Below are 22,709 nucleotides of genomic sequence, written 5' to 3' on the forward strand. Positions count from 1 at the left end.
GTGGTCACGGAGCCGCATCCCTCTCCGCCGTCACCCCGGACTTGATCCGGGGTCCAGCAAGCGCCAGGTCCTTGCGCGCAAAGGCTTTTGTCTGAAATTCACCACAAGCGGCCCTGGATGCCGGGTCAAGCCCGGCATGACGGATGAGCTTGGCAAGGATTTTGTTAGCAGCCTGAGCCGGACCACGGCCCAGAAGCCGGCATCAATGGGAATTTCCCATCAGCGACACATGGGCGGCGGCGACCTTCCAGCCGGAAGCCGTGCGGATCCAGGTCTGGCTTTGCCGGCCGCGAACGGCGGCGCCCGGCCGCTGGAATTCGAGATCACAGACCGCGCAGTCCCTGCCGAAGGTGGTGATCTGGCGGCGGATGACATCGCGTCGGGGCGAGCCGCCCGACCGGCCCTTGCGGAAGTCGCGGATTTCGGAAATGCCGTAGAGGTTCTCGCCGACGCCGTAGCGCAGCGTCTGCTCGCTTTCCCAGAACAGCGCATCCAGCGTATCGAGGTCGTTTTCCATCAGCGCCTTTTCGTAAAGATCGCAGAGTTTCGTGACCTCTTCCAGGATCTCGGGGAGATTGACCGGCTGAACCGCGGCCTGTTTGTCTTGCGTCATGCTTCAACTCGGGAAAGGCCGGCGACGATATCGTCCGAGGAACACACGAAACCGAAGCTCTGGCGGGTGTTGTAAAGGGTCGCATCCATGCAGAATTGCGGCGATGTGGTCGCCGCGCAATCCTCCACCAGCAGACAGTCATAGCCAAGGAAACTGGCATCTTGCAGGGTGCACAGCACGCACTGGTCGGCGTTTACTCCCGCAAACAGGACGGTGGTGACGCCGAGATTGCGCAATATGCTGTCGAGTTCCGTGTCCTGAAAACCGGACATGCGGAACTTGTCGACCGCGATATCGGTTTCGGCGATCTCCAACTCATCGACGACGGCGGCGGCCCAGCTATCCTTTTCCAGCACTTTCGCGCCGTTGGGCAGCGGATCGCCGATCCCGGTTTCGCGACCCGTCGGCTTGTAGACATGCAGCGTGGCGGGCGGCAGATTGGCCTTGTCCGGGCGGTTGCCCCAGTTGAGCCAGACGACCTTCACTTCGGCTTCACGGAGCGCGGGCAGAAGGCGCTGCAAGGGCGCGATCGGTGCGCGCGCGGGCGTCACATCCACCCCGATGCCGGCAAGCCAGCCTTCGGGATGGCAGAAATCATTCTGCATGTCGACGATCACGATCGCCGTGCGGTTGAGATCAAGCACGATCTCGCGGTCGCGGTCTTTCACCGACAGCGGACGTGGCTCAGGCTGCGGGCGGATCATATCGACCCGGCCTCCAGAGACCTGCCACCGGTTCAGCCGCGAGGGGCCGAGCGGCAGGGCATCGGCGTCTTGCTGCATCAGCCGGCCTTCCCCGCCAGCACCTTCAGGTCTTCCTCGTCGAGCGACACGCGCTCGCCGGAACGGATCAGCTCGGCAAAATCCTGGTTCGGCGTCATCACCGTCAGCGTATAGAGCTTGGAGGAACCGGTGTTCCTGACGACATGTTCGGAGCCCGGCCGCAGCATCAGCGCATCGCCCTTCTTGATCGGCATTTCCTCGCCGTCGCTCGCGGCGATGCCCTCGCCCTCGATCACATAGAAGAATTCATGGGCGTGGCTGTGCTCGTTCGGGGGCGTCGCGCCGCCGACGGTGAAGATCTCGATAACGAAGATGTTGTCGATCCCGTCCTTCTCGGGATCGAAGAGGATCGCGAAATAATTGGTGTCGGTCGGCGCGATCCTGAAGACTTCGGCCTTTTCGACCTGTTCGAATGCGTAGGTGAGCATGGGACCCTCTGGAAACTACAAAACACGAATAGGGGCCGGCATGAGCGGCGCGGAGCATTATCAAGGTGGTGGGAGACCTTATAGTGCCGCTCATGCCGGAAACCGAAGACTGAAGCCGCCGCTTCGCTGGGGGAACTGCTCTGCGGTGGCCTTTTGCGCCTTCAGTACTGACAGCATGTTGAGGTAGTTTTTGTCGCTTTAAAAGCATTTATTTTCGCATAGAATGTTGCCTAAAAGGCAACAAGAGGAAAGCCTATGCTGCATGGCCGTCTGCTCAACTATCTCGACGAGGTTGCCCGCACGGGATCTGTGCGCAAGACCGCCGACCGGCTCAATGTTTCGGCCTCCGCCATCTCGCGCCAGATCGCAGCCCTTGAGGAAGCCCTCGACACCCAGTTGTTCGACCGCAGCCGAAGACGGCTGACGCTGACGGCCGCCGGCGAAATCCTCATCGGCCATGTGCGCGAGACGCTGAAGGGCATGAACCGCGCCGAAGCGATGATGGAGGATCTGAAGGGCCTGCGGCGCGGCGTGGTGACGATCGCGCTGATGAGCGGGCTGGCCGCCAATCTTCTGCCGCGCGCCGTCGGCCGGTTCCAGCGCGCCAATCCCGGCGTCAGCGCGCGCATGATGCTGATGACCACCGGTGACGATATCCGCAATGCGGTGCGGGCCGGCGAGGCGGATCTGGGCCTCGGCTTCGATTTTCCGGCCGATGCCGATGTCGGCGTGCTGGAAATCGCCATCGGCCGGCTCGGGATCGCGGTCGCGCCGGACCATCCGCTGGCGCGCTCCACCAGCGTCCGCCTTTCGGAATGCATCGGCTATCCGGTCGCCGGCGCCGATCCGACAACGGCGATCCGCCCCCATATCGAACAGGTGTTTTCACGCGCCAATCTGCAGATATCGTTTGCGGTCGAGGCCAACTCGATCGAGATGATGCGGCATCTGGCGATGAGCGAAGGCTACCTCACCTTCCTGACGCCCTTCGACATTGCATTCGAAAGCCGCATGGGCCGCCTCGTCTATGTGCCGGTCCGGGAGTTCCAGTCCGACACCCAGCAATTGATGCTGATCGGCGGCCGCCGCAACATCTCCGCGATTGCCAGCGTGTTCGTGGAAAATGTCCGGGTCGTGATGCGGGAAATGGCCGACTGAGATGGGGGCTACCGTGCATAAAGCCTGTCCAGCCTGACAAAGCGGCCGACAATGGCGAGCAGCACGACCGTCAGCAGGATCAGCACCGATGACAGCGCATGCGCCGTCGGCCTCAGTTCGAACGAGGCCTCGGCATAGAGGCGCACCGGCAGTGTCGTCAGCCGTGCCGTGGTCAGGAAGCTCGTCACCGTCACCTCGTCGAAACTCAGCAGGAAGCCGACAATCGAGGTGGCGAACAGGCCCGGCATCAGCCCCGGCACGATTACCAGCAGGAAACGCTTCCAGCCATTGGCGCCGAGGCTTGCGGCCGCCTCTTCCTGGGCCTCGTCAAGGCCGATCACCGAAGCGGTCAGCAGCGTGATCGCAAACGGCAGGATCACCACGACATGAATGGCGACAAGGCCGATGAAGGCAGGCACGGCCACATAGATCTGCAGCAGTTTCAGCATGCCGACGCCAAGCGCCACATGCGGAAGCGTCAGCGGCAGCAGCCAGAAGGCGAGCAGCGCGGAGCGGCCACGGAAGGGAAAGCGCGCAAGCGCAAAGGCAGCCGGCACGGCGATGATCAGCGAGACCGCAAGGGCCGCAAGCGCCACCTTGACCGAGACGACGAAGGAATCGGTGTAGTAGCCCGAAACGAAAACCTCGTGATACCAGCGCAGCGTGAACCCTCGAAAACCCGCGGCTGTCGCCAGTTCAACATCGTTGAAGCTCTGGACGAAGACGAGACCGAGCGGCAGAAGCAGCAGGACAATGGCGGCGGCAAACAGCAGCCGGGAGACAACCGGACCGGCAAGATTGACAACCGGCTCGATAAAGCGCGGCAGGGAAACCGGACGGCTCCTGCCGCCATAGCGCCAGGTCATCAGCCGGTTGAGCGTGATGGTGGCCAGCACGGCAAACAGCAATCCCGTCGCCGTCATCACCAGCGCCAGCGCCGCGGCGAGCGAGGTATTGAGGTTGTGCATGGCCTCCTGCAGCACCAGCATGCCGGTGGTCCAGACCTTCTTGCCGCCCAGCATGGTGGCCGAAACATAGGAGGTCGACGACAGCAGGAAGACCACGATCGTGCCGGTTTTGAGCCCGGGTAGCGAAAGCGGCAGATCGACAGTCAGAAAACGGATTGCGGGCGAGGCCCCGAGGCTTTGCGCCGCCTCGTGCACGCGCGGCGATGTGTTCTGCAGATTGTCGTAAAGCGCCAGCACCATGAACGGCATGTAGACCTGGGTGAGCGCGACGATCACCGCGCCATGATTGAACAGCATGGTCTTGACCGGCGGAATGCCGAACCAGCCGGTGACGATGTTGATCAGCCCTTCCGGCGACAGCAGGAGAATGATGCCGAGCGAGCGCACGACCACATTGGTCAAAAGCGGAATCAGGACGATGGCAAAGGCAAAGGCGCGGTATTTGCCCGGCATGCGCGCCAGCCAGTAGGCCACGGGATAGCCGAGCAGCGCGGAGACAATGGTCACGGCGAGCGAAAGCCAGATCGTCTCGAACACCACCCGGTAGTAGAAACTGTCGGAGCCGATATCGATGAACTGCTGGAGCGACGGCGACTGGATCAGCGGTCCGAACGGATCGGAATATTCATGCAGCGACAGGAATATCACCGCGATGAGCGGCGCGGCGAAAGCGATCAGGAGCCAGATGGTGACCGGCGCTGAAAGCGCCGGTCCAAGCCATTTCCTCATCCGGCGATCTCCCGGTCGTAGATGGACTGCCATTTGTTGCGGTTGGCATTGATGTAATCCCAGTCGAAGTCGACAAGGGTGTCGATCTGGTCGGGCATGATCAGCTTGCTCTGAAGGTCGGCCGGGATTTCGACATTGTCGACCGTCGGCGAGTAGTAGATCTCGCTGGCATAGGCCAGCATGACTTCCGGCGACAAATGCAGGTTGACCCACTCTTCGGCAAGCTTCTGGTTCTTCGTACCCTCGGTGATGCAGGCAACGTTCATGGCGAGCGCCTTGCCCTCTTCAGGATTGGCAAGCGCGAAGTCGGGATTGCGTTCCTCGATGTATTTTTCGCAGAAGCTGCCGAACTCGACCGAAAGATCGGCGATATCCTGATCGAACATGTCGAAAAGCTGCGCCTGGCTGCCCTGGATCGCGGCAAAGGGTTTGAGTTCCTTGACCTTGTCGAAGCCTTCCGGCGCCATCTTGGACTGGTCGCCGAACCAGGAAAGCGTCGACATCATCAGCGCGGAAATGCCTTCGGCCCCAAGGCCGTTCGGCCAGGCGATCCGGCCCTGCCATTCCGGCTTCCACATATCCTTCCAGGACGTGATCGGCGCGGATGCCTTGGTCTTGTTGTAGACGATGGTGCAGGGGTTGAGGGCCACGCCATAGCCGCCCTTCTTCGCGATCGGGTAGAGGTACTGGGCGTTTTCGACGGCATCGGTCGCCGGCTGGGTCACGCCATCCTTCACGGCCTGGCGGCTCTCGAAGATGTTGAGATAGAGCACATCGAAGCTCGGGCGGCCGCGCTCGGCATAGGCGCGGGCGCGGCGCTCGACGGTACCGCCGAGCACATAGGAGATCTTGCAGCCGTATTTGTCGACCAGAACCGGCTCGATATACTGCTTGACGATCTTTTCCTGAGTGCCGCCCCAGATGCCGACGACAAGCTCGTCGCCGGGTTTGGGATCGGCCGTTTGCGCGCGAACGAAGGAATAGGGGGCGGCAAGCGAGGCAGCGCCGCCCAGGATGAGTTTGTTGAAGGAACGTCTCTTGATATTCATGTCAGCTGTTCTCCTGTTTTATGTTTTTCAGATGAAGGTGGTCCCGCCGGGTTCGGCGGTGACCCGGCAGGCAGTGCCGACCGGCGGCGGCGGCGTGTCGGAGGGAACGACAAGCCGGATCATGCCGCAGGCAGCCTGGATATCGGCTTCATAGGTCTCGCCAAGATAGGCTGCATTGACGAGCGTGCCTGAAACCGAAAGCGGAGAATTGCCTTCACCGAGGCGCAGGCGCGAGGCGCGCAGAACCAGCTTGGTGGCCCTTTCCGGCGCGCCTTCACAGGTGATGCCGGGCGCTGAAAACACGCCGTTTTCAACCTTGCCGTCAATGACGGTGCGGTGGCCGAGGAAGGTCGCGGTGAAGGGGCTTTTGGGTGCATCGCAAAGGGCAAGCGGCGTGCCGATCTCGCTCATCACGCCCTTGCTCATCACCGCCACGCGATCCGACATCGAAAGCGCTTCCGACTGGTCGTGGGTGACGAAGATGGTGGTGATGCCGAGACGCTGCTGCAGCGAACGGATCTCGTTGCGCATATCGGCGCGGAGATTGGCATCGAGATTGGAAAGCGGCTCGTCGAGCAGCAGCACATCCGGCTCGATCACCAGCGCGCGGGCAAGTGCTACGCGCTGCTGCTGACCGCCGGAAAGCTGGGCGGGATAGCGATCGGCATAGGGGGTAAGCCCGACCGTTTCGAGCGTTTTGCCCGCCCGTTCCCGCCATTCGGCGCGCGAGGCGTTGCGCATTCTGAGCCCGAAGCCGACATTGTCGATCACGGTCAGATGCGGAAACAGCGCGTAGGACTGGAACACGACGCCGATATTGCGCTTGTGCACCGGCTTGCGGCTGATGTCCTTGTCATTGAGGATGATGCGGCCGCCGGATGGCTCGACGAAACCGGCGATCATCCTGAGCGTCGTGGTCTTGCCGCAGCCCGACGGCCCCAGAAGCGACAGAAGCTCGCCCTTCGGGACTTCGATGGTCAGGCCGGAAACGGCGGTGGTATCGCCATAGGTCGCCGAAACATTGTCGAGGGTGAGATAAGGCTTAGGCGCCATTGACGGTGTCCTCTTTCAAAACGGAAAGCACAAGACGGCTGGCGTCGTGACGGATCGCAAGCGTCAGCGGCGCTGCATCCATGACGCCGGCATCCGCCGGGTCCTGTGCGTGGAGAGAAAAGGCGGGCCAGGCCGCGGCCTGCAGCGACAGGCGGAGGCTGAAGCCCGCCGGCACTGTGACAAAGGCCGCGCGCAAACCGACGCTCACCGGCGCGCCCGTGTTTCTTGTCCGGGTTATCCCGGTCTGGATCACATTTGCGCTTCCTGAGGGGGTGACCAGGGAAAGCGTGGCAACGAGATCGAAGACCGGTGCTTCCGTGTTGACGGTGATGTCGGCCCTGACGGGCCCGCAAAGGGTGAAGGACTGCGCCAGAGGGGCGGTGGTATAGACGGCGACATCGGAGCGGTCATCCGCCGCCGCGCGATCGGCAAAGCCCGCCGGTTCGCCGACATGGCCGCCGACAAGCGGCGCGGGGCGGAAGGGATCGCTGACGAGAACGTCCTCGCCATCCACATCACCCGGCTCACCGGCAAGCCTGCCGTCGTTTGCCAGCGTCGCGGCAAGACCGCCGGAGGCGAGCGCCAGCGTTTTCTCCAGGGTTTCGGGCCAGCGATCGAACGTCTTCCAGCGACGCTCCCCGATATCGAACAGGGTGAGGGACGGCGGTGGACTGCCCTTGTGCTTCAGGTAGAAATCGAAGAAGGCGACATTGGCGCGATCGACGGACCAGGTCTCGGCTTCGCGCATGCGCGATCCGCCGCTCGCCCCGTTCCACGGCATATGCGTCCAGGGACCGATGGCAAGATGCGCGGTCGCAGGCGATGCCTTGCGAAAGGCCCGGTCGGCGGCAAGCGTGCCTTCGAGCATGAAATCATACCATCCGCCGGTGTGCAGCACCGCAATATCGAGCGCGCGGCCCCGCAGGAGCCGTTCCGGAGAGACCTGATCCCATTCGCTCCCGCCATTGTCCAGCCAGCGTTTCAGGTGGGACAGGTCCGGGCGTTGTGTGAGGAATCGGGCCGTCTCCTCCAGGCCGCTCAATGCCGAAAGCGCCGCATGGGTTTCCAAATCGCCGTCATGGGCGGCTTTCAGCAACGCCATCTGCAGGGCCCAGCCGACCATGCCGGCATAACGCAACGCGCCGCCCTCACAGACCCAGTCCTTCTCCGGCGAAAATGAGCCCATGGCCGGCGCCATGGCGTCGACCTTCGCGCCGCCGGCAAGCGCCAGATACTGCGTGATCGCCTGATAGGAGAAGCCATAAAGCCCGATTTTTCCGTTCGACCCGTCAAGGCCTCTGGCCCATTCCACCGTTTCCGCGCCGTCGCGGATCTCCTGACGAAGACAGTCGAAATCGCCTTCCGACGCACCCATGCCGCGCACATCCTGAACCACCACGACATAGCCCATGCGGGCATACCAGGACGGATGGGCGAGAACGACGGTGGAGGCGATCGCCTTGCCATAGGGCTGGCGCATCAGGAGGACGGGCCACGGCCCCTCGCCGGCGGGACGATAGACATCCGCAGCCAGCGCCACGCCATCTGAGAGGGTGAGGCGCTCGACGGTCCGGGAAACAGCAGATGTCGGGGTTCGTGCCAGCAAGCGCTCAATCCTTGAACATGGTCTTCTGGGTCAGCCGTTCCATCGGGAACGCAAGAACCTCCTGCGCGAGCGCCACCAGGCTTTCGGCAGAGCGTTCGACATAGGTCTTGCCGCGCTCGGCATCGGCGGCGGCCGCATTGCCGCAGGCGCCGGAGGGGTGAAGGTCCTGGGTCTGCCAGCCGAAGCCGATCCGGCCTTCGGCCGTCAGCACCTGATTGCCGCGCTCCATCTCAATCGACATCGGCTGGAAATCGTCGGCATACTGCATATCGACCAGTTCGGGGTGGAGATGCAGCATGGTCGAGGTCTCGGATTCGCCGCCGTGGATGCCGTGCTTCAACTCGTGCGCGCTGTAGAGATCGGCCTGGCTCGCGCCCGCCGACACCCACGACGAGACGGCGAACATGCCGCATTTGATCCTGAGTTCGCGGCAGACGATTTCCATCACCTGCGGCTGGCCGCCGTGGGAGTTGGCGAAGATGATCTTCCTGCAGCCGGCGCGCGCCACGCTCTCGCCGATTTCGAACCAGACGCGGGCCAGCGTCTCGTAGGACAAGGTCAGCGTGCCGGGATATTCCAGATGCTCGACCGACTTGCCGACGGCCTGCATCGGCAGCACCAGCGCCTTCATGTCGTCGGGCATGATCTCGACGGCACGGGCGATGATGCCGGCATTGATGGCACTGTCGACGCGAACCGGCAGATGCGGGCCATGCTGCTCGACGGCTGCCACCGGCAGGATCGCGACGAATTCCGACATGTCCATGTCGGTAAAGTCCTTGGTCGTGTGATCCCACCACCAGTGCGATTTCAGCGGCATGTTCAAAACCCTTCCTTCTGTCGTCCGGGCAAAGCTTCGCCTGCGTCCCGAAACCTCTGATTTCGGGCACGGCTGGCTTACCGGACTAAGTTTTATGCAATTACTTCTTGTGCCTACATTATGGTCATGTCGTTTGACATTCAACAATTCCGCTGCGGCTTATAAGTGGTATAGGCCTCAGCTTATACCGCCGCGAGTTTGGCAAGCCCCGCCATCCCGGCCGGCGTCGGACGCTCTTGCAGATCGGCCCCGTAACGCCTTGAAACATCACGGATAAGGTTGCGTACCCAGCGGTTTGCCGGGCTCTTGTGCGCCCGCTCGTGCCAGAGCAGATAAAGCCGCATATTGCCGAACTCGCGCGGCGCGCCGACAACGCGCAGGCCGTAATCCGGATAGCGATCCACCACAAATTCCGCATAAGGCCGCGCCGTGGTGAAGATCAGGTCCGTGCGGGTAATCACAGGCGGCACCAGCGCGTATTCGGGCACGGAGAGCGCCACCCGGCGATTGACGCCAAGCTGCTTGAGCCGCCCGCCGATCGGACTGAAGGCCGGACGGACGACGGAACCGAGCGACAGATGCGGCCAGGCCAGATAGTCCTCCAGCGACATGTCGCCGGTTTTTGCAAAGGGATGGTCGGCGCGCATGATGCAGGCGGTCTCGCAATCGAAAATCGTGCTGGAGCGCAGGCTTTCATGCGGCGACGGCCAGTTGGCGACAAGCAGGTCGGAAGCGCCGGAACTGAGCTGCTCGGTCAGGTCATCGCTCTCGGCCGGCGCAAAGAAATCGATGGAGGCCATCGGCGCTTCCTTGCGCAGCCGCTCGGCAATCGGCGGTATCAGGAACCCGTTGAAGCAGCTCATCGCCGACACCCGCATGGCAAAGGCCGTGGTGGCCGGATCGAAAACCTCTTCCGGGCTGATGGTTTCGCTGAGCTCGGCAAGGATGCGGCAAAGCGAGGCGCGCACCGCCTCGCCGCGTTCGGTCACGGCCATGCTTTGCCCGCTCCTGACCAGCAGCGGGTCGTCGAAAACCTGGCGCGCGCGTTTCAGCACGGCGCTGACGGAAGGCTGGCTCTGGCCGAGCTTTCCGGCAACGCGCGAGACATTCTGTTCGCTCAACAGAAGGAAGGTCGTGCGTAAAAATCGGACATCAATCGTGCCGTTCTGATCCGTGATCATGCAAAATGCCTTTCACAAGCGCAAAACGGTCTCCCGAAGTATTCCCATGCAATTCCCGTGCCGCTCAGCGGCTTTCGAGAACTCAATTGCCTTCGGGTGCGCGGAACAGCCGTGGCCGTGGCCGCTCGAATGTTTTCCGACCGTTGCGCCAGCCGCACAGCGTCGGCGCGATGGTCGCCACGGCTTCCGCCGGCGTTTCGGCATCGAACAGCACCACATTGGCGGGCGCACCCGCCGCAATCGCCGAAGGCTCCCGCCCCAGCAGGCGCTCGGCCTGGCCGCTCATCATGTCGTAGACGGTTTGAAGCGCCTCCACCGTGCCGAGCTGGGCGATGTTGGCGTAGAGATTGGCCATCCGCATCAGCGAGGCATCGCCGAAAGGCGTGAACGGGTTGAGGACATTATTGGTCGAGAGCGTCGCAACGCCGCCTGCCGCAATCAGCCTGTGGCCCGGCGTCACGCCGCGCGGCACCAGATGGCTGAATTCCCGGCCGTTCAGATAGAGATCGGTCGCCGGAAGCACCGTCAGGGCGATGCCGTTTTCGGCAAGCCCGGTGAGCGCCGCCGCGAATGGCTCGGGGGCAAGCGCTGAAAGCTTGGTCGCATGCCCGATTGAGACACGGCCCTGATAGGAACGCTTCCGCGTCTCGGCGATAATCGCAGCCAGATTGGAGCCTTCCGGGCGAAGGTCGAAATCGACATGGAAATCGACATTCACGCCAAAGCGCTCCCCAAGATCGAAAATCCTGGCGATGTGAACGGCCGGATCCGCATCGGTATAGGGGCAGCCGCCGACCTGATCGGCGCCGTCTGCCAGCGCTTCGGCCAGCATTTCCTCGGTGCCGGGGTCATTCGTCAGACCCTCCTGCGCGAAGGCGCAGATGATGATCTCGATGGCATCGCCATAGTCGCGCCGGATCGCCTTGATCGCCTCGAACGAGCGGAAGCCCGCGCGCGGATCGACCTCCACAAAGGTGCGCATCAGCGTGGTGCCGTGGCCGATCGCCTGCTCGACGACTTTCGCGGCGCGGGCGTAGACATCCGCCTCGGTAAACGCCGCCTTGGCCCTGGCCGTCTCGCGCACAGCCTCCGACAGCGTTCCCTCGCAAAGCGCGCAACGGCCGATAATCCCGGCCTTGTCGAGATGAATGTGGGTTTCGATGAGCCCTGTCGTCGCGAGCTTCCCACCGGCATCAAAGGCGGGCGCATCGCAGGTGATGCCGCTTGCGACCGCCGCGATGCGGCTTCCGGCAAAGGCGATATCGACCGGAGCGCCGCCACCGGCAAGACGGGCATTGCGGATCAGAAAATCGATACCGGCCATCGCTCTACACCAGACGCCCGGCTTCGGCGATCCTGCGCCCGGCCTTGAAAACGGTTCGGGCCAGCGGACGCTCGGCAAGCGTCTCGGCGATACTGCTGCAGTCGACCAGGATGAAATCGGCGGTAGCGCCAATGGAAAGCGGCTCCGGACGACCGAGCACCGCACCGGAGACGCGCGTGACCAGATCGAAGGCGCGCTCGAGATCGTCATCGGCGCGGAAATCCTGCCGGTCGCAGACAATGCCGGCGCGCTCGATCAGATCGCCATTGCCGAAGGGCGACCAGGCATCGCGGATATTGTCGGAGCCGCAGAACACACGCACGCCCGCCGCCTGAAGCCGCTTGACCGGCGGCATCGGCACGGGCCCCGGCCCGTTGGTCATGATCGAGACTTCGGCCCGCGCCAAAAGCTCCGCAGTCTTTCCGAAATCTGCATCATCCAGTTCGCCAAGGCAGAAGGCATGGCTGACGGCAACCCGACCCTGAAGCGAAAGCGCAATCGTGCGCCCGGCAATCTGGCGCAACTCGAACGCGCCAAGCGGCCCGCCATCATGCAGATGCAGATCGACGCCGACATTGTGCCGCTCGGCAACGGCAAAGACCGCATCGAGGTGACCGTTGATATCATCATCGATGCCGGCCGGGTCCAGCCCGCCGACAAGATCCGCGCCCCCGGCGACCGCCTCATGCAGCAGTTCCGCCGTGCCGGGATCGCGCATGATGCCGGATTGCGGAAAGGCGACGATCTCGATATCGACCAGATGGCCGTGGCTTTCTCTCAGCGAAAGCACCTGCTCAAGCCCCTTGAGCCCGATCTCGGTATCGATATCGACATGGCTTCTGACGGCGACCGTGCCCAGCGCCGCGATCCTTTCGATCAGCGCCCCGCCGCGCGCCGTCACCGGAAGCGACACCGTGCGGCGCAATTCGCGCTCCGCCGCGATCCGCTTGGCAACCGTTTCACCGGGGATATGCGGAATGAAGGGCAGGCCCACAAACGTCTTGTCGAGATGAATATGCCCGTCGACGAGGGCCGGCAGGATCATCCGCCCCGCGCCGTCAAGCCGTTCGGCGCTGTCGGAGATGGCAAGGCTTGCGGCGGGGCCCAGACCCGCCACGCGCCCGTCTTCGATCAGGAGCGTCACGCTTTCGCCTGCGGTATTGCGGATATTCTCGACCACGAGACTTTCAGACAAGAAGCTTTCCTCAATCGATCAGGCGGAGGCGGCGGGCGGCGGCGACGCGATAGAGCCGGTCGCCGCCCCAGGCTTTCTGCTCCTCGAAGGCCGAGAACGTCAAGCTGACATCATGCTCGTCATAAGAGGCAATCGCCGCCGCCCTGATCTCCGGCCATTCCGGCGCGGCGCGGGCGCGCATGGCGTCCACCTCATCGGCCGTCGGGAACACAGGAAAGCCGATCTTCGGCACGAGGGCGGCGATCACCTGCCAGAAGGCGCGATAGAGCGGTTCGACCCTGTCCTCATCCACATGAGCGGTGACAAGGCGCATCCAGTGCATGCCGGTGACGGCGTGAAGGGCGGAAAAATCAAGCGTGAAGGCATAGGCGACGAGCGAAACCTCGGTCATGCGCCGCACCGTGCTGTCATCGAACCGCAAACGGTCGATCACCGGCGCGAACCCCGGCAGCGCGCCAACGGCGCGGATATTGTGCCAGAGCAGGTCGGTCTCGGTTTCATAGTCCCGGATGCCTTCGATATCGACGATGCCGGCCAGCACATCCGCCGGATCATCGGTATCGGCTTCAAACCGGCCGGGACCCGGCAGCGGCAGATAGGTCGCCGCCCAGTAGCCGAGCGCATGGCCAACCTCGCGGGCGTCATTCTTCAACACGCCATAGGCAAGCCGCATCAACGGATGGGTGGCGCTTGCCGAAATCCCCTGGGTCGTTGCCGGCAGGTAGGCGCGGATCGCCCGGTCGATGCCGAGCCGCTGCACCTCGCCCACGAAAAAGCCGCGATAATCCGCCTCGCGCGAACGATCGCCGAGGGCGTCCTGCCAGTCTGCCGGATCGACCGGCGCGACCGGCTCCGGGATCGGCGGCACGGCATGGGCATCGCGATAGGTCTCGTACCATTCGTCCAGCCGTTCGGGCGAAGCGCCGAGGCGATCAAGCGCGATCAGCACCATCGGCACGTGATTGGCGAGCAGATAGGGAAATTCGACGCTGCGTGTCTGGGCCTTTGCCAGAACGGCATCGAGTGTCAGCGGTGTGGTCATATTGTCCTCCCCGGCCCTCAGGCCGAGATCCTGTCGCGCGGATTGAAATGCTGTTCGCGGTAGTGCGCAAGCTCTTCCCGAAACTGCGCGGCATCCTCCAGGAAGAAAGCCCGCGTCATGCCGTCGGCAATGCGGGCGATACCGTATTTGACCCCGGTAATGCCGTTGCTGATCGGACCGAGGCTCGGCACGGCGCCGCCATTGAACATGTGGATGCGCGAAACCCACTGATCGCGCACCGCGTCCATCGGCGTCAATTCGAATGTGCGCCCAAGATAAGGCGCCTGCAAGACCGTTTGGCAATCCTCGCCATCGGGCGGGGCGTAGCGATCCTGCCAGCGGGCAAAGCGCCCGACAAGGCCGGCAAGTTCCGGCCGCATCGAAAAATCGACGCCGTAGCCGGTTCCAAGCAGAATATGATCGGCCGCGATTATGCCGTTTTTGGTCTCCGCGCGGATGCGGCCGTCCTCGATGGCGAGCGATGCGACCCCGCTGCCGAGTTCCATGACGAAATTGGCACAGGATGTTGCGCGGTCATACTGATCCTGCGTCGGCGGCACTTTCAGGTCGTAGTAGTGCCGCGAGAAACGCCATTTTTCATCATCCGGCAGTTCGGCGAAACTGCCGAGATAGCCCGGAAAATTGGTCCAGGCCAGCGCTTCGGTACAGGCCAGCCCTTTGGCGCGGGCCACCATGGTGACGCGGCGCGCGCCTGCCTCCAGCGCGGTCACCGCCCAGTCGAAACTGGATGTGGCCGAGCCGAGCACGATGACATCCTTGCCCTTGAGATGGCTGTCATCGGCCGCCTCGGCGCTGTGGGTCCAGAACGCTTTGGCAAGGGCTTGGACATTGTCCGGCACATAGGGCCCGCCGCAGCCATCCATGCCGTTCGCCATGATCAGCCGGCGGGTGGTGATTTCGCGGGGCACGGGGGCTGCGCCGGAGATCGTCAGCCGGACGCCGCTTTCTGCCTCGGCGACAGCCTCCAGCCGCGTCCGGTTATAAACCGTGACGCCGCTCGCCTTGCGGAACCAGAGCATGTAGCGCATCCAGTCCTCGCGACCGATCTTCTCCAGCCCCGCAAAGGTCTCCTCGCCATGGACCGCTTCATACCAGGCGCGCGGGCTGAGGCTCGGAATGCCGAAATCGGGACCGGCCAGCGTTTTCGGCGAACGCAGCGTTTTCATCCGCGCCGATGTGATCCACGGCCCCTCGCACCCGGCCTCGGCCTGATCGATGACGAGGACGCCTTCGATCCCGCGCCGTCTGAGCGCGAACGCGGCGGATAGCCCGTTCAGCCCGCCGCCAACGATGACGACATTGTAATGCGCATCAGCCTCCGGCTTTTTCAGCCAAACCGGCGCTTCGGCCTCGATACACGCCATTTCCCAGTCCGCACGCGCGGCAAGTTGTTCGAGTCGATGCTCGACACCGTCGGAAAACGACTTCTGGTGGTTGGTGAGGCGCTGCATTCTGGTTCCCGATCAGGCGTTTGCTCAAATTTCAGGCAAAAACGGTCTCTTTTGTCTGAAATTTGGGCGATTATGTTCTTTTTTGTGATTTTTTACTTGAATTGTTTTTTTGTCAAGTGCGCTTGAGTGCGTTTTTGTTTGATGTATAGTGGTTATCGATCATGACATTTATGAGAACAACAGATGCATGATATAAAGGGGAACGGAATGAACAACGCTAACGCCGCAAGATATGCGACAGCCGGGCTGCTGGCCTGCCTGATGGGCTCAACGGCCCTTGCGCAGGACAAGCCTTTTTCCGGCATCACGCTTACCATCGCCTCGCAGAACGACCAGTTCGCACCGGTGATCGCCGAACTGGCGCCGAAATTCGAGGCGGAAACAGGCGCAACCGTCAAGGTCGACATCCTCGACTACGGCTCGCTTCTGACCAAGACCACTGCCGATTACATCGGCGACACCGAAGGCTATGACATCGTCACCATGGACATCGTCTGGGCCGGGGAATATGCCGAGAACGGCTATTCGGTCGAGCTTTCCGAGCTGATCGAACGCGATGCCGACGAAATCGACGTCGATGACATCTACCCCAAGCTGATGATGGGCCTCGGCAATTATGAAGGCCGGCAGGTCGCCTTCCCGTTTGCCGGCTACGCCAATGTTCTGGCCTATAACAAGACCCGCCTTGACGAGGCCGGCCTTGCTGCGCCGACGACGATAGAAGAGTTCGTCACCGCCGCCGAAAAACTGACCGTCCCCGACGCCGGCCTCTACGGCTTCGTCGCCAACGGCCAGAAAGGCCCCGCCAGCGCCCAGGACTGGATGCAGTATAACAGCGAAATGGGCGGCGCGATCATGGGCGCGGACGGCATGCCGACGCTCAATTCCGACGCCAATGTCGAAAGCCTGAAAGTCTATCGCGACCTGTTCCGCAATTCGGCCCCGCCCGGCGCTGCCGGCTATGACTGGGGCGGCCGCGAGGAAAGCTTCCGCCAGGGCGTTGCAGCGCTGATGCAGACCTGGTCGGTCGGCGCGCCGGGCTATTACAACCCGGAGATTTCCAAGGTGGTTGACGATGTCGCCATCACCACCGCGCCGCATTCGGCCGGCATGGAGCCGAGCTACGGCATCGGCGGCTGGGGCATGGCGATCAATGCCGATGTCTCGCCGGAACAACAGGAAGCCGCCTGGGCCTTCATCAAATGGCTGAACAGCCCTGAAATCCACAAGGAATTCAACCTGATGGGCGCCGGCAGCTTCCTGCGCAAGAGCGAGATGACCGACCCGGACCTTCTGGCGAAGTTCCCGTTCCTGCCGGTGCTTGCCGAAACCTTCGAGAACGGCAATTATGATTACCGTCCGCGCATTCCGGAATATCCGCAGATCCAGGATTTCCTGGGCACGGCGGTCAATTCCGTGCTGGTCGGCGATGCCGATCCGAAGGAAGCGCTGGATACCGCACAGGCACAGGCCGAAGAGCTGTTCTGAGACCTGCGCTGAAATCTGCGGACCGCGCGTTTTGATGCCGCGCGGTCCGGCTGTTGCATGTTTCCTGAAATCGAGGATGCGCGCGTGAATGCGATCGCAGATCATCTGCCCGCCCGGCTGATCGAACCCAGAGGATTGCCCTTTGCCACAAAGCGAAAGGTGTTTCTCGCGGCCATGGCCGTGCCGGTCGTCGCCTATGTGCTGGTTGTCGGCATCTGGCCGCTGGCGCAGGGCATCTGGTACAGTCTTTACGACTACAATCTGATCCGCCCGCAGCGGACCAAATTCGCCGGCCTCGACAATTATATCGAGATCGTCACCGATCCGGTCAGCCGGCAGGCCCTGATCAACACCGCGATCTTCACCGTCGGCGCGGTCTTTTTCGAACTTCTGCTCGGCTTTGCGCTGGCCTTGGCGCTGTGGCGCGACGACCGGTTCAACCGGCTGGCGCTGGCGCTGATCCTGATCCCGGTGACCATCACGCCGCTGGTCGTCGGCCTGATCTTCAAGGGGCTGCTGGCCGCAGACTACGGCATGATCGGCTATTTCCTCGCCCAATGGGGGCTGACCGATCCGCGCGGCCTGCTGGCCGACCAGAACGCAGCCCTTGCCACACTGATTTTCATAGACGTCTGGGAGTGGACGCCGCTGGTGGCGCTGATCCTGCTGGCGGGGCTGAAGGCGCTGCCGTCCGACATCCTCGAAGCCGCTTCCGTTGATGGCGCAACCGGCCTTCAGAAACTCAGGATCATCGTGATCCCGCTGATGCTGCCGGCCGTTCTGCTGGCGCTGATCCTGCGTACCGTCGATGCCTTCCGGGTGTTCGATACGGTTTATGTGGCAACCGGCGGCGGGCCGGGCAATGCCACCAACACGCTGATGCTGCATGCGGTCAAACAGGGGCTCGAATTCTTCAATATCGGCCGGGCTTCGGCAATCGCAAACCTCACCCTGCTGATCATTGCCCTGATCGCCGCGGGCTTCGTGCTGCTGATCCGCCATGCCGACAGGAAGGCCAACGGGAAATGAGTGCAAGCTACTGGGCTCACGCAGGCCGCCGCGCCTTTCTTCTCGTCATGCTGGTGTTTTTCCTGGCGCCCTTCCTGTGGCTGGCAACCACCGCCTACAAGCCTTCAAGCGCAATCTTCTCGATTCCGCCGACATTCGCGTTCTCGCCCACGCTCGACCAGTTCCGCACGATCTTCCGGTTGTTCGATGTCTGGAGCCTGCTGCGCTCCAGCGTTCTGATCGCCACCGGCTCCGTCATCCTGTCGCTGGCGCTCGGCGTTCCGGCGGGCTATGCGCTGGCCCGTTCCAAAAGCCGCTATGCCATGGGCATTGCCTATTTCCTGATGGCGATCCGGATGATCCCCTCGGTCGCGGCCCTCATTCCGTTCTATCTGATGATGCGCGATATCGGGCTTCTGGGAAGCTGGATGTCTGTCGTGCTGATCAACTCGATGCTGAACTCGGCCTTCGTCACCTGGCTGATGTTTTCCTACTTTCGCGGCCTGCCGCCGGAGCTTGAGGAGGCGGCGCTGACGGATGGCTGCACCCAGTTCGGCGCTTTCTTCAAGGTGGCGCTGCCCGCCGTGATGGCCGGGATCATCGCCTGTGTGCTGTTCTGCCTGATGTTTTCCTGGAACGATTTCCTCTACCCGATGTTCCTGACCCGGCTGGACTCGAAACCGCTCTCCGTGGCACTGCTGTCGGCCTATGGCACCAAGGACATCACCTGGGGGACGCTCGGCGCGCTGGCGCATTTCTCAACCATCCCGATCGTGATCGTGATCCTGTTTCTGAACCGCTATTTCGTGCAGGGGCTGACCAAGGGGATTCACTGAACGACGCTTCCGAAGGCTGGCCGGCTTGCGAAAAGCAGCCCGAGGTCTCCCTACCCGTTCAGTCCCGGATCGCGCCTTCCGTCTGCGCGTTGAAGGCGTGGATGTTTCCGCCATCGACGGCGAGCGTGATGGTCTCGCCGGCCCTGATCCGCATCCGGCCATCCAGAACGACGCGCAGGCGCGGCGCCGACAGCGCACCCTCGCCGTCATGGCCGATCTCGCGCAGGCTGCCATCGGCAGAGCCGATGTCGATATGCGCCAGCAGCGTGGAGCCCAGATCCTCGACGAAAACGACCTCGCCGGTCACGGTGTTGACCGCGCTGTCGGGATGTTCGACCGGCGTGAACATTTCCGGACGAATGCCGAGGATCACGCGGTCGCCGATCGAGCGGTTGAGGCCCGGCCGCGCGGCCAGATCACCGGCGGCAAACAGAAAATCGAACGGCCCGACGCGGGCAATGATCCCGCCATCGGCGGCGGCAAGGTCGGCCGCCATGAAATTCATCGACGGCGCGCCGATAAAGCCTGCAACGAACAGATTGGCGGGCGCGTCATAAAGCGCGCGCGGCGTATCGAGCTGCTGGAGAACGCCATGGCGCATGACGGCGACGCGGTCTCCCATGGTCATCGCTTCCACCTGGTCATGGGTGACATAAACGGTGGTGACGCCGGTGAGTTTCTGCAGCCGCGCGATCTCGGTGCGCATCTGCCCGCGCAGCCGGGCATCGAGGTTTGAGAGCGGCTCGTCCATCAGGAAGGCCTTGGGATTGCGCACCAGCGCCCGGCCCATGGCGACACGCTGCCGCTGACCGCCGGAAAGCTGACCGGGCTTGCGCTTCAGATGCTCGGAAAGCTCCAGAAGCTCGGCGGTCTCGCGCACCTTTTTCGCCAACGCCTGCTTTTCCGCGCCGCGAACCCTGAGACCGAAGCCGATATTGTCCTCGACATTGAGATGCGGATAGAGCGCATAGGACTGGAACACCATGGCGATGTCGCGGTCGCGCGGGGCAAGGTTGTTGGCGATGACGCCGTCGATGATCAGCCGCCCGTCGGTAATGTCCTCAAGGCCCGCAATCATGCGCAGCGCGGTCGACTTGCCGCAGCCCGACGGGCCGACAAGCACCAGAAACTCGCCGTCTCTGATATGGAGATCGAGATTGGCGATCGCCGCATACCCGTCCGGATAGCGCTTGCCGATACCGTCGAAAATAATGTCCGCCATTTTGCGCTTCCCGGTTTTGCCTCGTCAGTTCATTGCCTGCCGCAAGGCGGGCTTCACGTCATGTAAACGCCGCCGGTCACGTTCACGCCCTGCCCGGTCATGAAGCGGGCGGCGTTGCTGGCAAGGAAGATCGCCACATCGGCTACGTCTTCCGGCGTCTCGATCCGGCCGAGCGGGGTTTGCGAGACGTAATCCGCAATCACCTCTTCCGGCATCATGCCGCGCAGACTGGCTTCCCAGGCTACCTCGCGCTCCTGCATCGAAGTCCTGACGAAGCCCGGGCAGATCGCGTTGACGCGGATGCCGTCACCGGCAAGCTCGCGCGCCAGCGCCTGGGTCCAGCCGAGCACGGCGAATTTGCTCGCCGAATAATGCGCGAGAAGCGGCGCGCCGACCTTGGCGGCAAGCGAGGCGGTGTTGACGATCACGCCCTTGCCATTGGCCTTGAAACGCCGGCCGGCAATCTGGTTGCTCAGGAAGATGCCGCGCGTATTGACGTCGAAATTGAAGTCCCATTCCTCGTCCGTCAGCTCCAGCGCGTGCTGCATGGTGGAAACGCCGGCATTGGCAAACAGCATGTCGAAGCCGCCAAGCTTTTCTTCCGCCTCGGCAAACGCCTTTTCCACGGAAGCCCGCTTGCGCACGTCGATCGCAATTGCAACGGAACCGGTCTCGGCCGCCGTCTTTGCCGCCGTTTCGGGGTTGATATCGCACAGCGCGACATCGACCTTCTGGCGTCTGAGCACCTCGACGATGGCGCGCCCGATACCGGTGGCGCCGCCCGTGACGACGGCCTTGCGGCCTTCAAACTCCGGAAAGATCGGGTGTGTCATTTTTCGTTCCCCTTATTGGTTCGTTCGATCATATATCAACAAAAACATACACAACAAGAGAAAATAATGTTTGAATTTGTTCGAACCTGCTGCTAATCATGACGTTCAGTCTTGATCGGCCCGCGGCGGAATACGCTGCGCCTGATCGAAATCTCAATCGTGCCGAAAGGATCCGTCTTGCAGGGTGGCCAGGAAGAAAAGACCGGAGAAAAGACCAAGGTTCTCGCGCAGGTGCGTCATTCGCGCATCCTTGATGTTCTGGCCGAATTCGGCGCGCTTTCGGTCTCCGACGTTGCCGGGCAGCTCGGCGTTTCCGAAATGACGGTCCGCCGCGATCTTGCCGAACTGGAAAAGGAGGGCAAGCTTGCCCGCACCCATGGCGGCGCCGTGCGCTCCGAACAGACCGCTGCCTTTGCCCCGACAGCCCTTCCCGGCGAACCGTCGTTCCAGCTCAGAGCCGTCAAGAATGCCCTTGCCAAGCAGGCCATCGCCGTCGAAGCCGAGGCGCTTTCCGCCGGCGCGCGCACCATCGCGCTCGATGTCGGCACCACGGCACTGCTCTTGGCCAGAAGGCTGCAGGACCGCCAGCACACCAAGATCTTCACCAGTTCCGTCCGCAACGCCTTTTTCCTCGGCGAGGGCCTGGCCGAGGTCTATCTGCCGGGCGGGCGCATGCGCGGCGACGAAATGTCGATCTCCGGCCCGGCGGCAATCGCCGATTTCACCACGCTCTGGTTCGACATCGCCTTCATCGGCATTTCCGGGCTGACCGCCCAGGGGATATACGACTATTCCTTCGACGACGCCGAGATGAAGCGCGTGTTCCTGAGCCGCTCGACGCGGAAGGTCGTCTTGTGCGACGCCTCCAAATTTTCCTGCATGTCGCTGGTTCATGTCGCCGAACTTGAACAGTTCGACGTGCTGGTCACCGATGCCCAGCCGCCGGCCGACCTCGCAAAGGCGCTTGCCGACGCCAGGGTCGAAATCCGCATCGCCAGCCCGGCGCGCAAAATGGCATCCTGACCGCAATTTCCGGGCCCGGCCCGCCGGACCGCTTTCCCAAATGGAGTATTTCAATGGTTTTCGAGTTCTTTGGCGCCAGGAAAAAAGCGGTGATCGCCATGGCCCATATCGGCGCGCTGCCCGGCTCCCCGCAATATGACAAGGATGGCGGCCTCGACAAGCTGATCGCGGACGTCCTTGCCGATATCGGGAAACTGCAGGCCGGCGGCGTCGACGCGATCATGTTCGGCAACGAGAACGACCGTCCCTATGTGAAGAAGGCCCCCGTCGAGGGCATTGCCGCAATGACCGCCGTGGTGCAGGCGCTGAAGCCGGAAATCAAGGTGCCCTTCGGCGTCAACTACCTCTGGGACCCGGAAGCAAGTGTGGCGATCGGCGCGGTCACCGGCGCAAGCTTCGTGCGCGAGATCTTCACCGGCGTCTTCGCCTCCGACATGGGGGTCTGGGCGCCCGACTGCGCCACGCCCGCGCGGCTTCGCGCCAATCTCGGCGCAAAGGACATGAAGCTGCTGTTCAACATCAACGCCGAATTCGCTCATCCGCTCGACCAGCGGCCGATCGCGCTGCGCGCCAGGAGCGCGGTGTTCTCCTCGATGGCAGACGCCATTCTGGTCTCCGGCCCGATTACCGGCCAGCCCGCCGACCAGTCGGACCTGAAAACCGTGTGCGAGACGATCGAGGAAGTGCCGGTTTTTGCCAATACCGGCGTCAATATCGACAATGTCACCGACGTCATGTCGGTTGCCGACGGCTGCATTATCGGCACGCATTTCAAGGTCGATGGCAACACCTGGAACCCGGTCGACCAGGACCGCGTCAGCCGCTTCATGGACAAGGTCGCGACATTGCGCTGACCCTCGGTCAAAACAAAAAGCCGGA

Annotated in this window: 21 protein-coding genes; 6 read left to right on the forward strand and 15 right to left on the reverse strand. The window is 62.7% G+C overall.

Annotation, left to right across the window (positions count from 1 at the left end; genetic code table 11):
• Positions 1-202 precede the first annotated feature (202 nt).
• Genes hpxZ through HQ843_RS01270 form a run of 3 tightly spaced genes read right to left on the reverse strand, consistent with a single transcriptional unit; the run spans position 203 to position 1,823 of the window.
• A complete protein-coding gene (gene hpxZ, locus HQ843_RS01260; RefSeq protein WP_180900191.1) occupies positions 203-613 on the reverse strand; it encodes an oxalurate catabolism protein HpxZ in 411 nt (136 codons plus the stop codon).
• Entirely contained in the window at positions 610-1,395 is a 786-nt protein-coding gene (locus tag HQ843_RS01265) for a cysteine hydrolase family protein (protein ID WP_180900190.1), read from the reverse strand. The genes hpxZ and HQ843_RS01265 overlap by 4 nt, the downstream gene beginning before the upstream one ends.
• Positions 1,395-1,823 carry a cupin domain-containing protein gene (locus HQ843_RS01270; RefSeq protein WP_180900189.1) on the reverse strand — a complete coding sequence of 143 codons (429 nt, stop codon included), beginning with the start codon at positions 1,821-1,823 and terminating at the stop codon, positions 1,395-1,397. The genes HQ843_RS01265 and HQ843_RS01270 overlap by 1 nt, the downstream gene beginning before the upstream one ends.
• A gap of 255 nt (positions 1,824-2,078) precedes the next feature.
• On the opposite strand from HQ843_RS01270, the gene HQ843_RS01275 reads away from it, so the two are divergent.
• Positions 2,079-2,981: a LysR family transcriptional regulator gene (locus tag HQ843_RS01275; RefSeq protein ID WP_180900188.1), complete on the forward strand. Its 903-nt coding sequence runs from the start codon at positions 2,079-2,081 to the stop codon at positions 2,979-2,981.
• Between the two features lie 8 nt (positions 2,982-2,989).
• Here HQ843_RS01275 and HQ843_RS01280 read toward each other — a convergent pair whose 3' ends face one another.
• From HQ843_RS01280 to HQ843_RS01325, 10 genes are all read right to left on the reverse strand, one after another.
• Entirely contained in the window at positions 2,990-4,678 is a 1,689-nt protein-coding gene (locus HQ843_RS01280; protein WP_180900187.1) for an ABC transporter permease subunit, read from the reverse strand.
• Positions 4,675-5,727: an ABC transporter substrate-binding protein gene (locus tag HQ843_RS01285; protein WP_180900186.1), complete on the reverse strand. Its 1,053-nt coding sequence runs from the start codon at positions 5,725-5,727 to the stop codon at positions 4,675-4,677. Before HQ843_RS01285 ends, HQ843_RS01280 begins: the two co-directional genes overlap by 4 nt.
• Before the next feature lie 27 nt (positions 5,728-5,754).
• Complete coding sequence (locus HQ843_RS01290) at positions 5,755-6,780, reverse strand: ABC transporter ATP-binding protein (RefSeq protein ID WP_180900185.1); 1,026 nt, start codon at positions 6,778-6,780, stop codon at positions 5,755-5,757.
• Positions 6,770-8,386 (reverse strand): CocE/NonD family hydrolase, encoded by a 1,617-nt coding sequence (locus tag HQ843_RS01295; protein WP_180900184.1) that lies wholly within the window; start codon positions 8,384-8,386, stop codon positions 6,770-6,772. The genes HQ843_RS01290 and HQ843_RS01295 overlap by 11 nt, the downstream gene beginning before the upstream one ends.
• A gap of 4 nt (positions 8,387-8,390) precedes the next feature.
• Positions 8,391-9,206 (reverse strand): creatininase family protein, encoded by an 816-nt coding sequence (locus HQ843_RS01300; RefSeq protein WP_180900183.1) that lies wholly within the window; start codon positions 9,204-9,206, stop codon positions 8,391-8,393.
• A gap of 182 nt (positions 9,207-9,388) precedes the next feature.
• The gene (locus HQ843_RS01305) at positions 9,389-10,387 is read right to left on the reverse strand and encodes a LysR family transcriptional regulator (RefSeq protein WP_180900182.1); all 999 of its coding nucleotides are present in this window, start codon (positions 10,385-10,387) and stop codon (positions 9,389-9,391) included.
• An 82-nt stretch (positions 10,388-10,469) separates the two neighbouring features.
• On the reverse strand, positions 10,470-11,711 hold the full coding sequence (locus tag HQ843_RS01310; RefSeq protein ID WP_180900181.1) for an amidohydrolase family protein: 1,242 nt from the start codon (positions 11,709-11,711) through the stop codon (positions 10,470-10,472).
• Positions 11,712-11,715: 4 nt separating this feature from the next.
• The gene (locus HQ843_RS01315; protein ID WP_180900180.1) at positions 11,716-12,906 is read right to left on the reverse strand and encodes an amidohydrolase; all 1,191 of its coding nucleotides are present in this window, start codon (positions 12,904-12,906) and stop codon (positions 11,716-11,718) included.
• 10 nt (positions 12,907-12,916) lie between these two features.
• Positions 12,917-13,948: a questin oxidase family protein gene (locus HQ843_RS01320; protein WP_180900179.1), complete on the reverse strand. Its 1,032-nt coding sequence runs from the start codon at positions 13,946-13,948 to the stop codon at positions 12,917-12,919.
• A gap of 17 nt (positions 13,949-13,965) precedes the next feature.
• Positions 13,966-15,420, reverse strand: a complete 1,455-nt coding sequence (locus HQ843_RS01325) for an FAD-dependent oxidoreductase (RefSeq protein ID WP_180900178.1) — start codon at positions 15,418-15,420, stop codon at positions 13,966-13,968.
• 207 nt (positions 15,421-15,627) lie between these two features.
• Between HQ843_RS01325 and HQ843_RS01330 the strand changes: the two genes are divergently transcribed.
• The 3 genes from HQ843_RS01330 to HQ843_RS01340 all read left to right on the forward strand — a co-directional run bounded on the left by HQ843_RS01330 (position 15,628) and on the right by HQ843_RS01340 (position 18,752).
• Positions 15,628-16,908: an ABC transporter substrate-binding protein gene (locus tag HQ843_RS01330; protein WP_180900177.1), complete on the forward strand. Its 1,281-nt coding sequence runs from the start codon at positions 15,628-15,630 to the stop codon at positions 16,906-16,908.
• A gap of 174 nt (positions 16,909-17,082) precedes the next feature.
• Positions 17,083-17,937, forward strand: coding sequence for a carbohydrate ABC transporter permease (locus HQ843_RS01335; protein ID WP_180902000.1), 855 nt, complete (start codon positions 17,083-17,085; stop codon positions 17,935-17,937).
• On the forward strand, positions 17,934-18,752 hold the full coding sequence (locus tag HQ843_RS01340; protein ID WP_180900176.1) for a carbohydrate ABC transporter permease: 819 nt from the start codon (positions 17,934-17,936) through the stop codon (positions 18,750-18,752). The genes HQ843_RS01335 and HQ843_RS01340 overlap by 4 nt, the downstream gene beginning before the upstream one ends.
• A gap of 58 nt (positions 18,753-18,810) precedes the next feature.
• On the opposite strand, the gene HQ843_RS01345 is transcribed toward HQ843_RS01340, so the two are convergent.
• Together HQ843_RS01345 and HQ843_RS01350 are read right to left on the reverse strand one after the other, a co-directional pair.
• Positions 18,811-19,974, reverse strand: a complete 1,164-nt coding sequence (locus HQ843_RS01345; RefSeq protein WP_180900175.1) for an ABC transporter ATP-binding protein — start codon at positions 19,972-19,974, stop codon at positions 18,811-18,813.
• A 53-nt stretch (positions 19,975-20,027) separates the two neighbouring features.
• Positions 20,028-20,807, reverse strand: coding sequence for an SDR family NAD(P)-dependent oxidoreductase (locus HQ843_RS01350; protein ID WP_180900174.1), 780 nt, complete (start codon positions 20,805-20,807; stop codon positions 20,028-20,030).
• Positions 20,808-20,984: 177 nt separating this feature from the next.
• Here HQ843_RS01350 and HQ843_RS01355 point away from each other — a divergent pair, with 177 nt between their 5' ends.
• Together HQ843_RS01355 and HQ843_RS01360 are read left to right on the forward strand one after the other, a co-directional pair.
• Positions 20,985-21,830, forward strand: coding sequence for a DeoR/GlpR family DNA-binding transcription regulator (locus tag HQ843_RS01355; protein ID WP_180900173.1), 846 nt, complete (start codon positions 20,985-20,987; stop codon positions 21,828-21,830).
• A 53-nt stretch (positions 21,831-21,883) separates the two neighbouring features.
• Entirely contained in the window at positions 21,884-22,684 is an 801-nt protein-coding gene (locus HQ843_RS01360) for a BtpA/SgcQ family protein (RefSeq protein ID WP_180900172.1), read from the forward strand.
• The last annotated feature ends 25 nt before the right edge of the window (positions 22,685-22,709 follow it).

The sequence above is a fragment of the Martelella sp. NC20 genome, assembly GCF_013459645.1.
GTDB lineage: Bacteria > Pseudomonadota > Alphaproteobacteria > Rhizobiales > Rhizobiaceae > Martelella.

Excerpts from the sequence above, each read along its gene's own strand:
- hpxZ (WP_180900191.1), bottom strand. The coding sequence starts at position 613 with ATGACGCAAGACAAACAGGCCGCGGTTCAGCCGGTCAATCTCCCCGAG.
- HQ843_RS01265 (WP_180900190.1), bottom strand. The coding sequence starts at position 1,395 with ATGCAGCAAGACGCCGATGCCCTGCCGCTCGGCCCCTCGCGGCTGAAC.
- HQ843_RS01270 (WP_180900189.1), bottom strand. The coding sequence starts at position 1,823 with ATGCTCACCTACGCATTCGAACAGGTCGAAAAGGCCGAAGTCTTCAGG.
- HQ843_RS01275 (WP_180900188.1), top strand. The coding sequence starts at position 2,079 with ATGCTGCATGGCCGTCTGCTCAACTATCTCGACGAGGTTGCCCGCACG.
- HQ843_RS01280 (WP_180900187.1), bottom strand. The coding sequence starts at position 4,678 with ATGAGGAAATGGCTTGGACCGGCGCTTTCAGCGCCGGTCACCATCTGG.
- HQ843_RS01285 (WP_180900186.1), bottom strand. The coding sequence starts at position 5,727 with ATGAATATCAAGAGACGTTCCTTCAACAAACTCATCCTGGGCGGCGCT.
- HQ843_RS01290 (WP_180900185.1), bottom strand. The coding sequence starts at position 6,780 with ATGGCGCCTAAGCCTTATCTCACCCTCGACAATGTTTCGGCGACCTAT.
- HQ843_RS01300 (WP_180900183.1), bottom strand. The coding sequence starts at position 9,206 with ATGCCGCTGAAATCGCACTGGTGGTGGGATCACACGACCAAGGACTTT.
- HQ843_RS01305 (WP_180900182.1), bottom strand. The coding sequence starts at position 10,387 with ATGATCACGGATCAGAACGGCACGATTGATGTCCGATTTTTACGCACG.
- HQ843_RS01310 (WP_180900181.1), bottom strand. The coding sequence starts at position 11,711 with ATGGCCGGTATCGATTTTCTGATCCGCAATGCCCGTCTTGCCGGTGGC.
- HQ843_RS01320 (WP_180900179.1), bottom strand. The coding sequence starts at position 13,948 with ATGACCACACCGCTGACACTCGATGCCGTTCTGGCAAAGGCCCAGACA.
- HQ843_RS01325 (WP_180900178.1), bottom strand. The coding sequence starts at position 15,420 with ATGCAGCGCCTCACCAACCACCAGAAGTCGTTTTCCGACGGTGTCGAG.
- HQ843_RS01330 (WP_180900177.1), top strand. The coding sequence starts at position 15,628 with ATGAACAACGCTAACGCCGCAAGATATGCGACAGCCGGGCTGCTGGCC.
- HQ843_RS01335 (WP_180902000.1), top strand. The coding sequence starts at position 17,083 with ATGGCCGTGCCGGTCGTCGCCTATGTGCTGGTTGTCGGCATCTGGCCG.
- HQ843_RS01340 (WP_180900176.1), top strand. The coding sequence starts at position 17,934 with ATGAGTGCAAGCTACTGGGCTCACGCAGGCCGCCGCGCCTTTCTTCTC.
- HQ843_RS01345 (WP_180900175.1), bottom strand. The coding sequence starts at position 19,974 with ATGGCGGACATTATTTTCGACGGTATCGGCAAGCGCTATCCGGACGGG.
- HQ843_RS01350 (WP_180900174.1), bottom strand. The coding sequence starts at position 20,807 with ATGACACACCCGATCTTTCCGGAGTTTGAAGGCCGCAAGGCCGTCGTC.
- HQ843_RS01360 (WP_180900172.1), top strand. The coding sequence starts at position 21,884 with ATGGTTTTCGAGTTCTTTGGCGCCAGGAAAAAAGCGGTGATCGCCATG.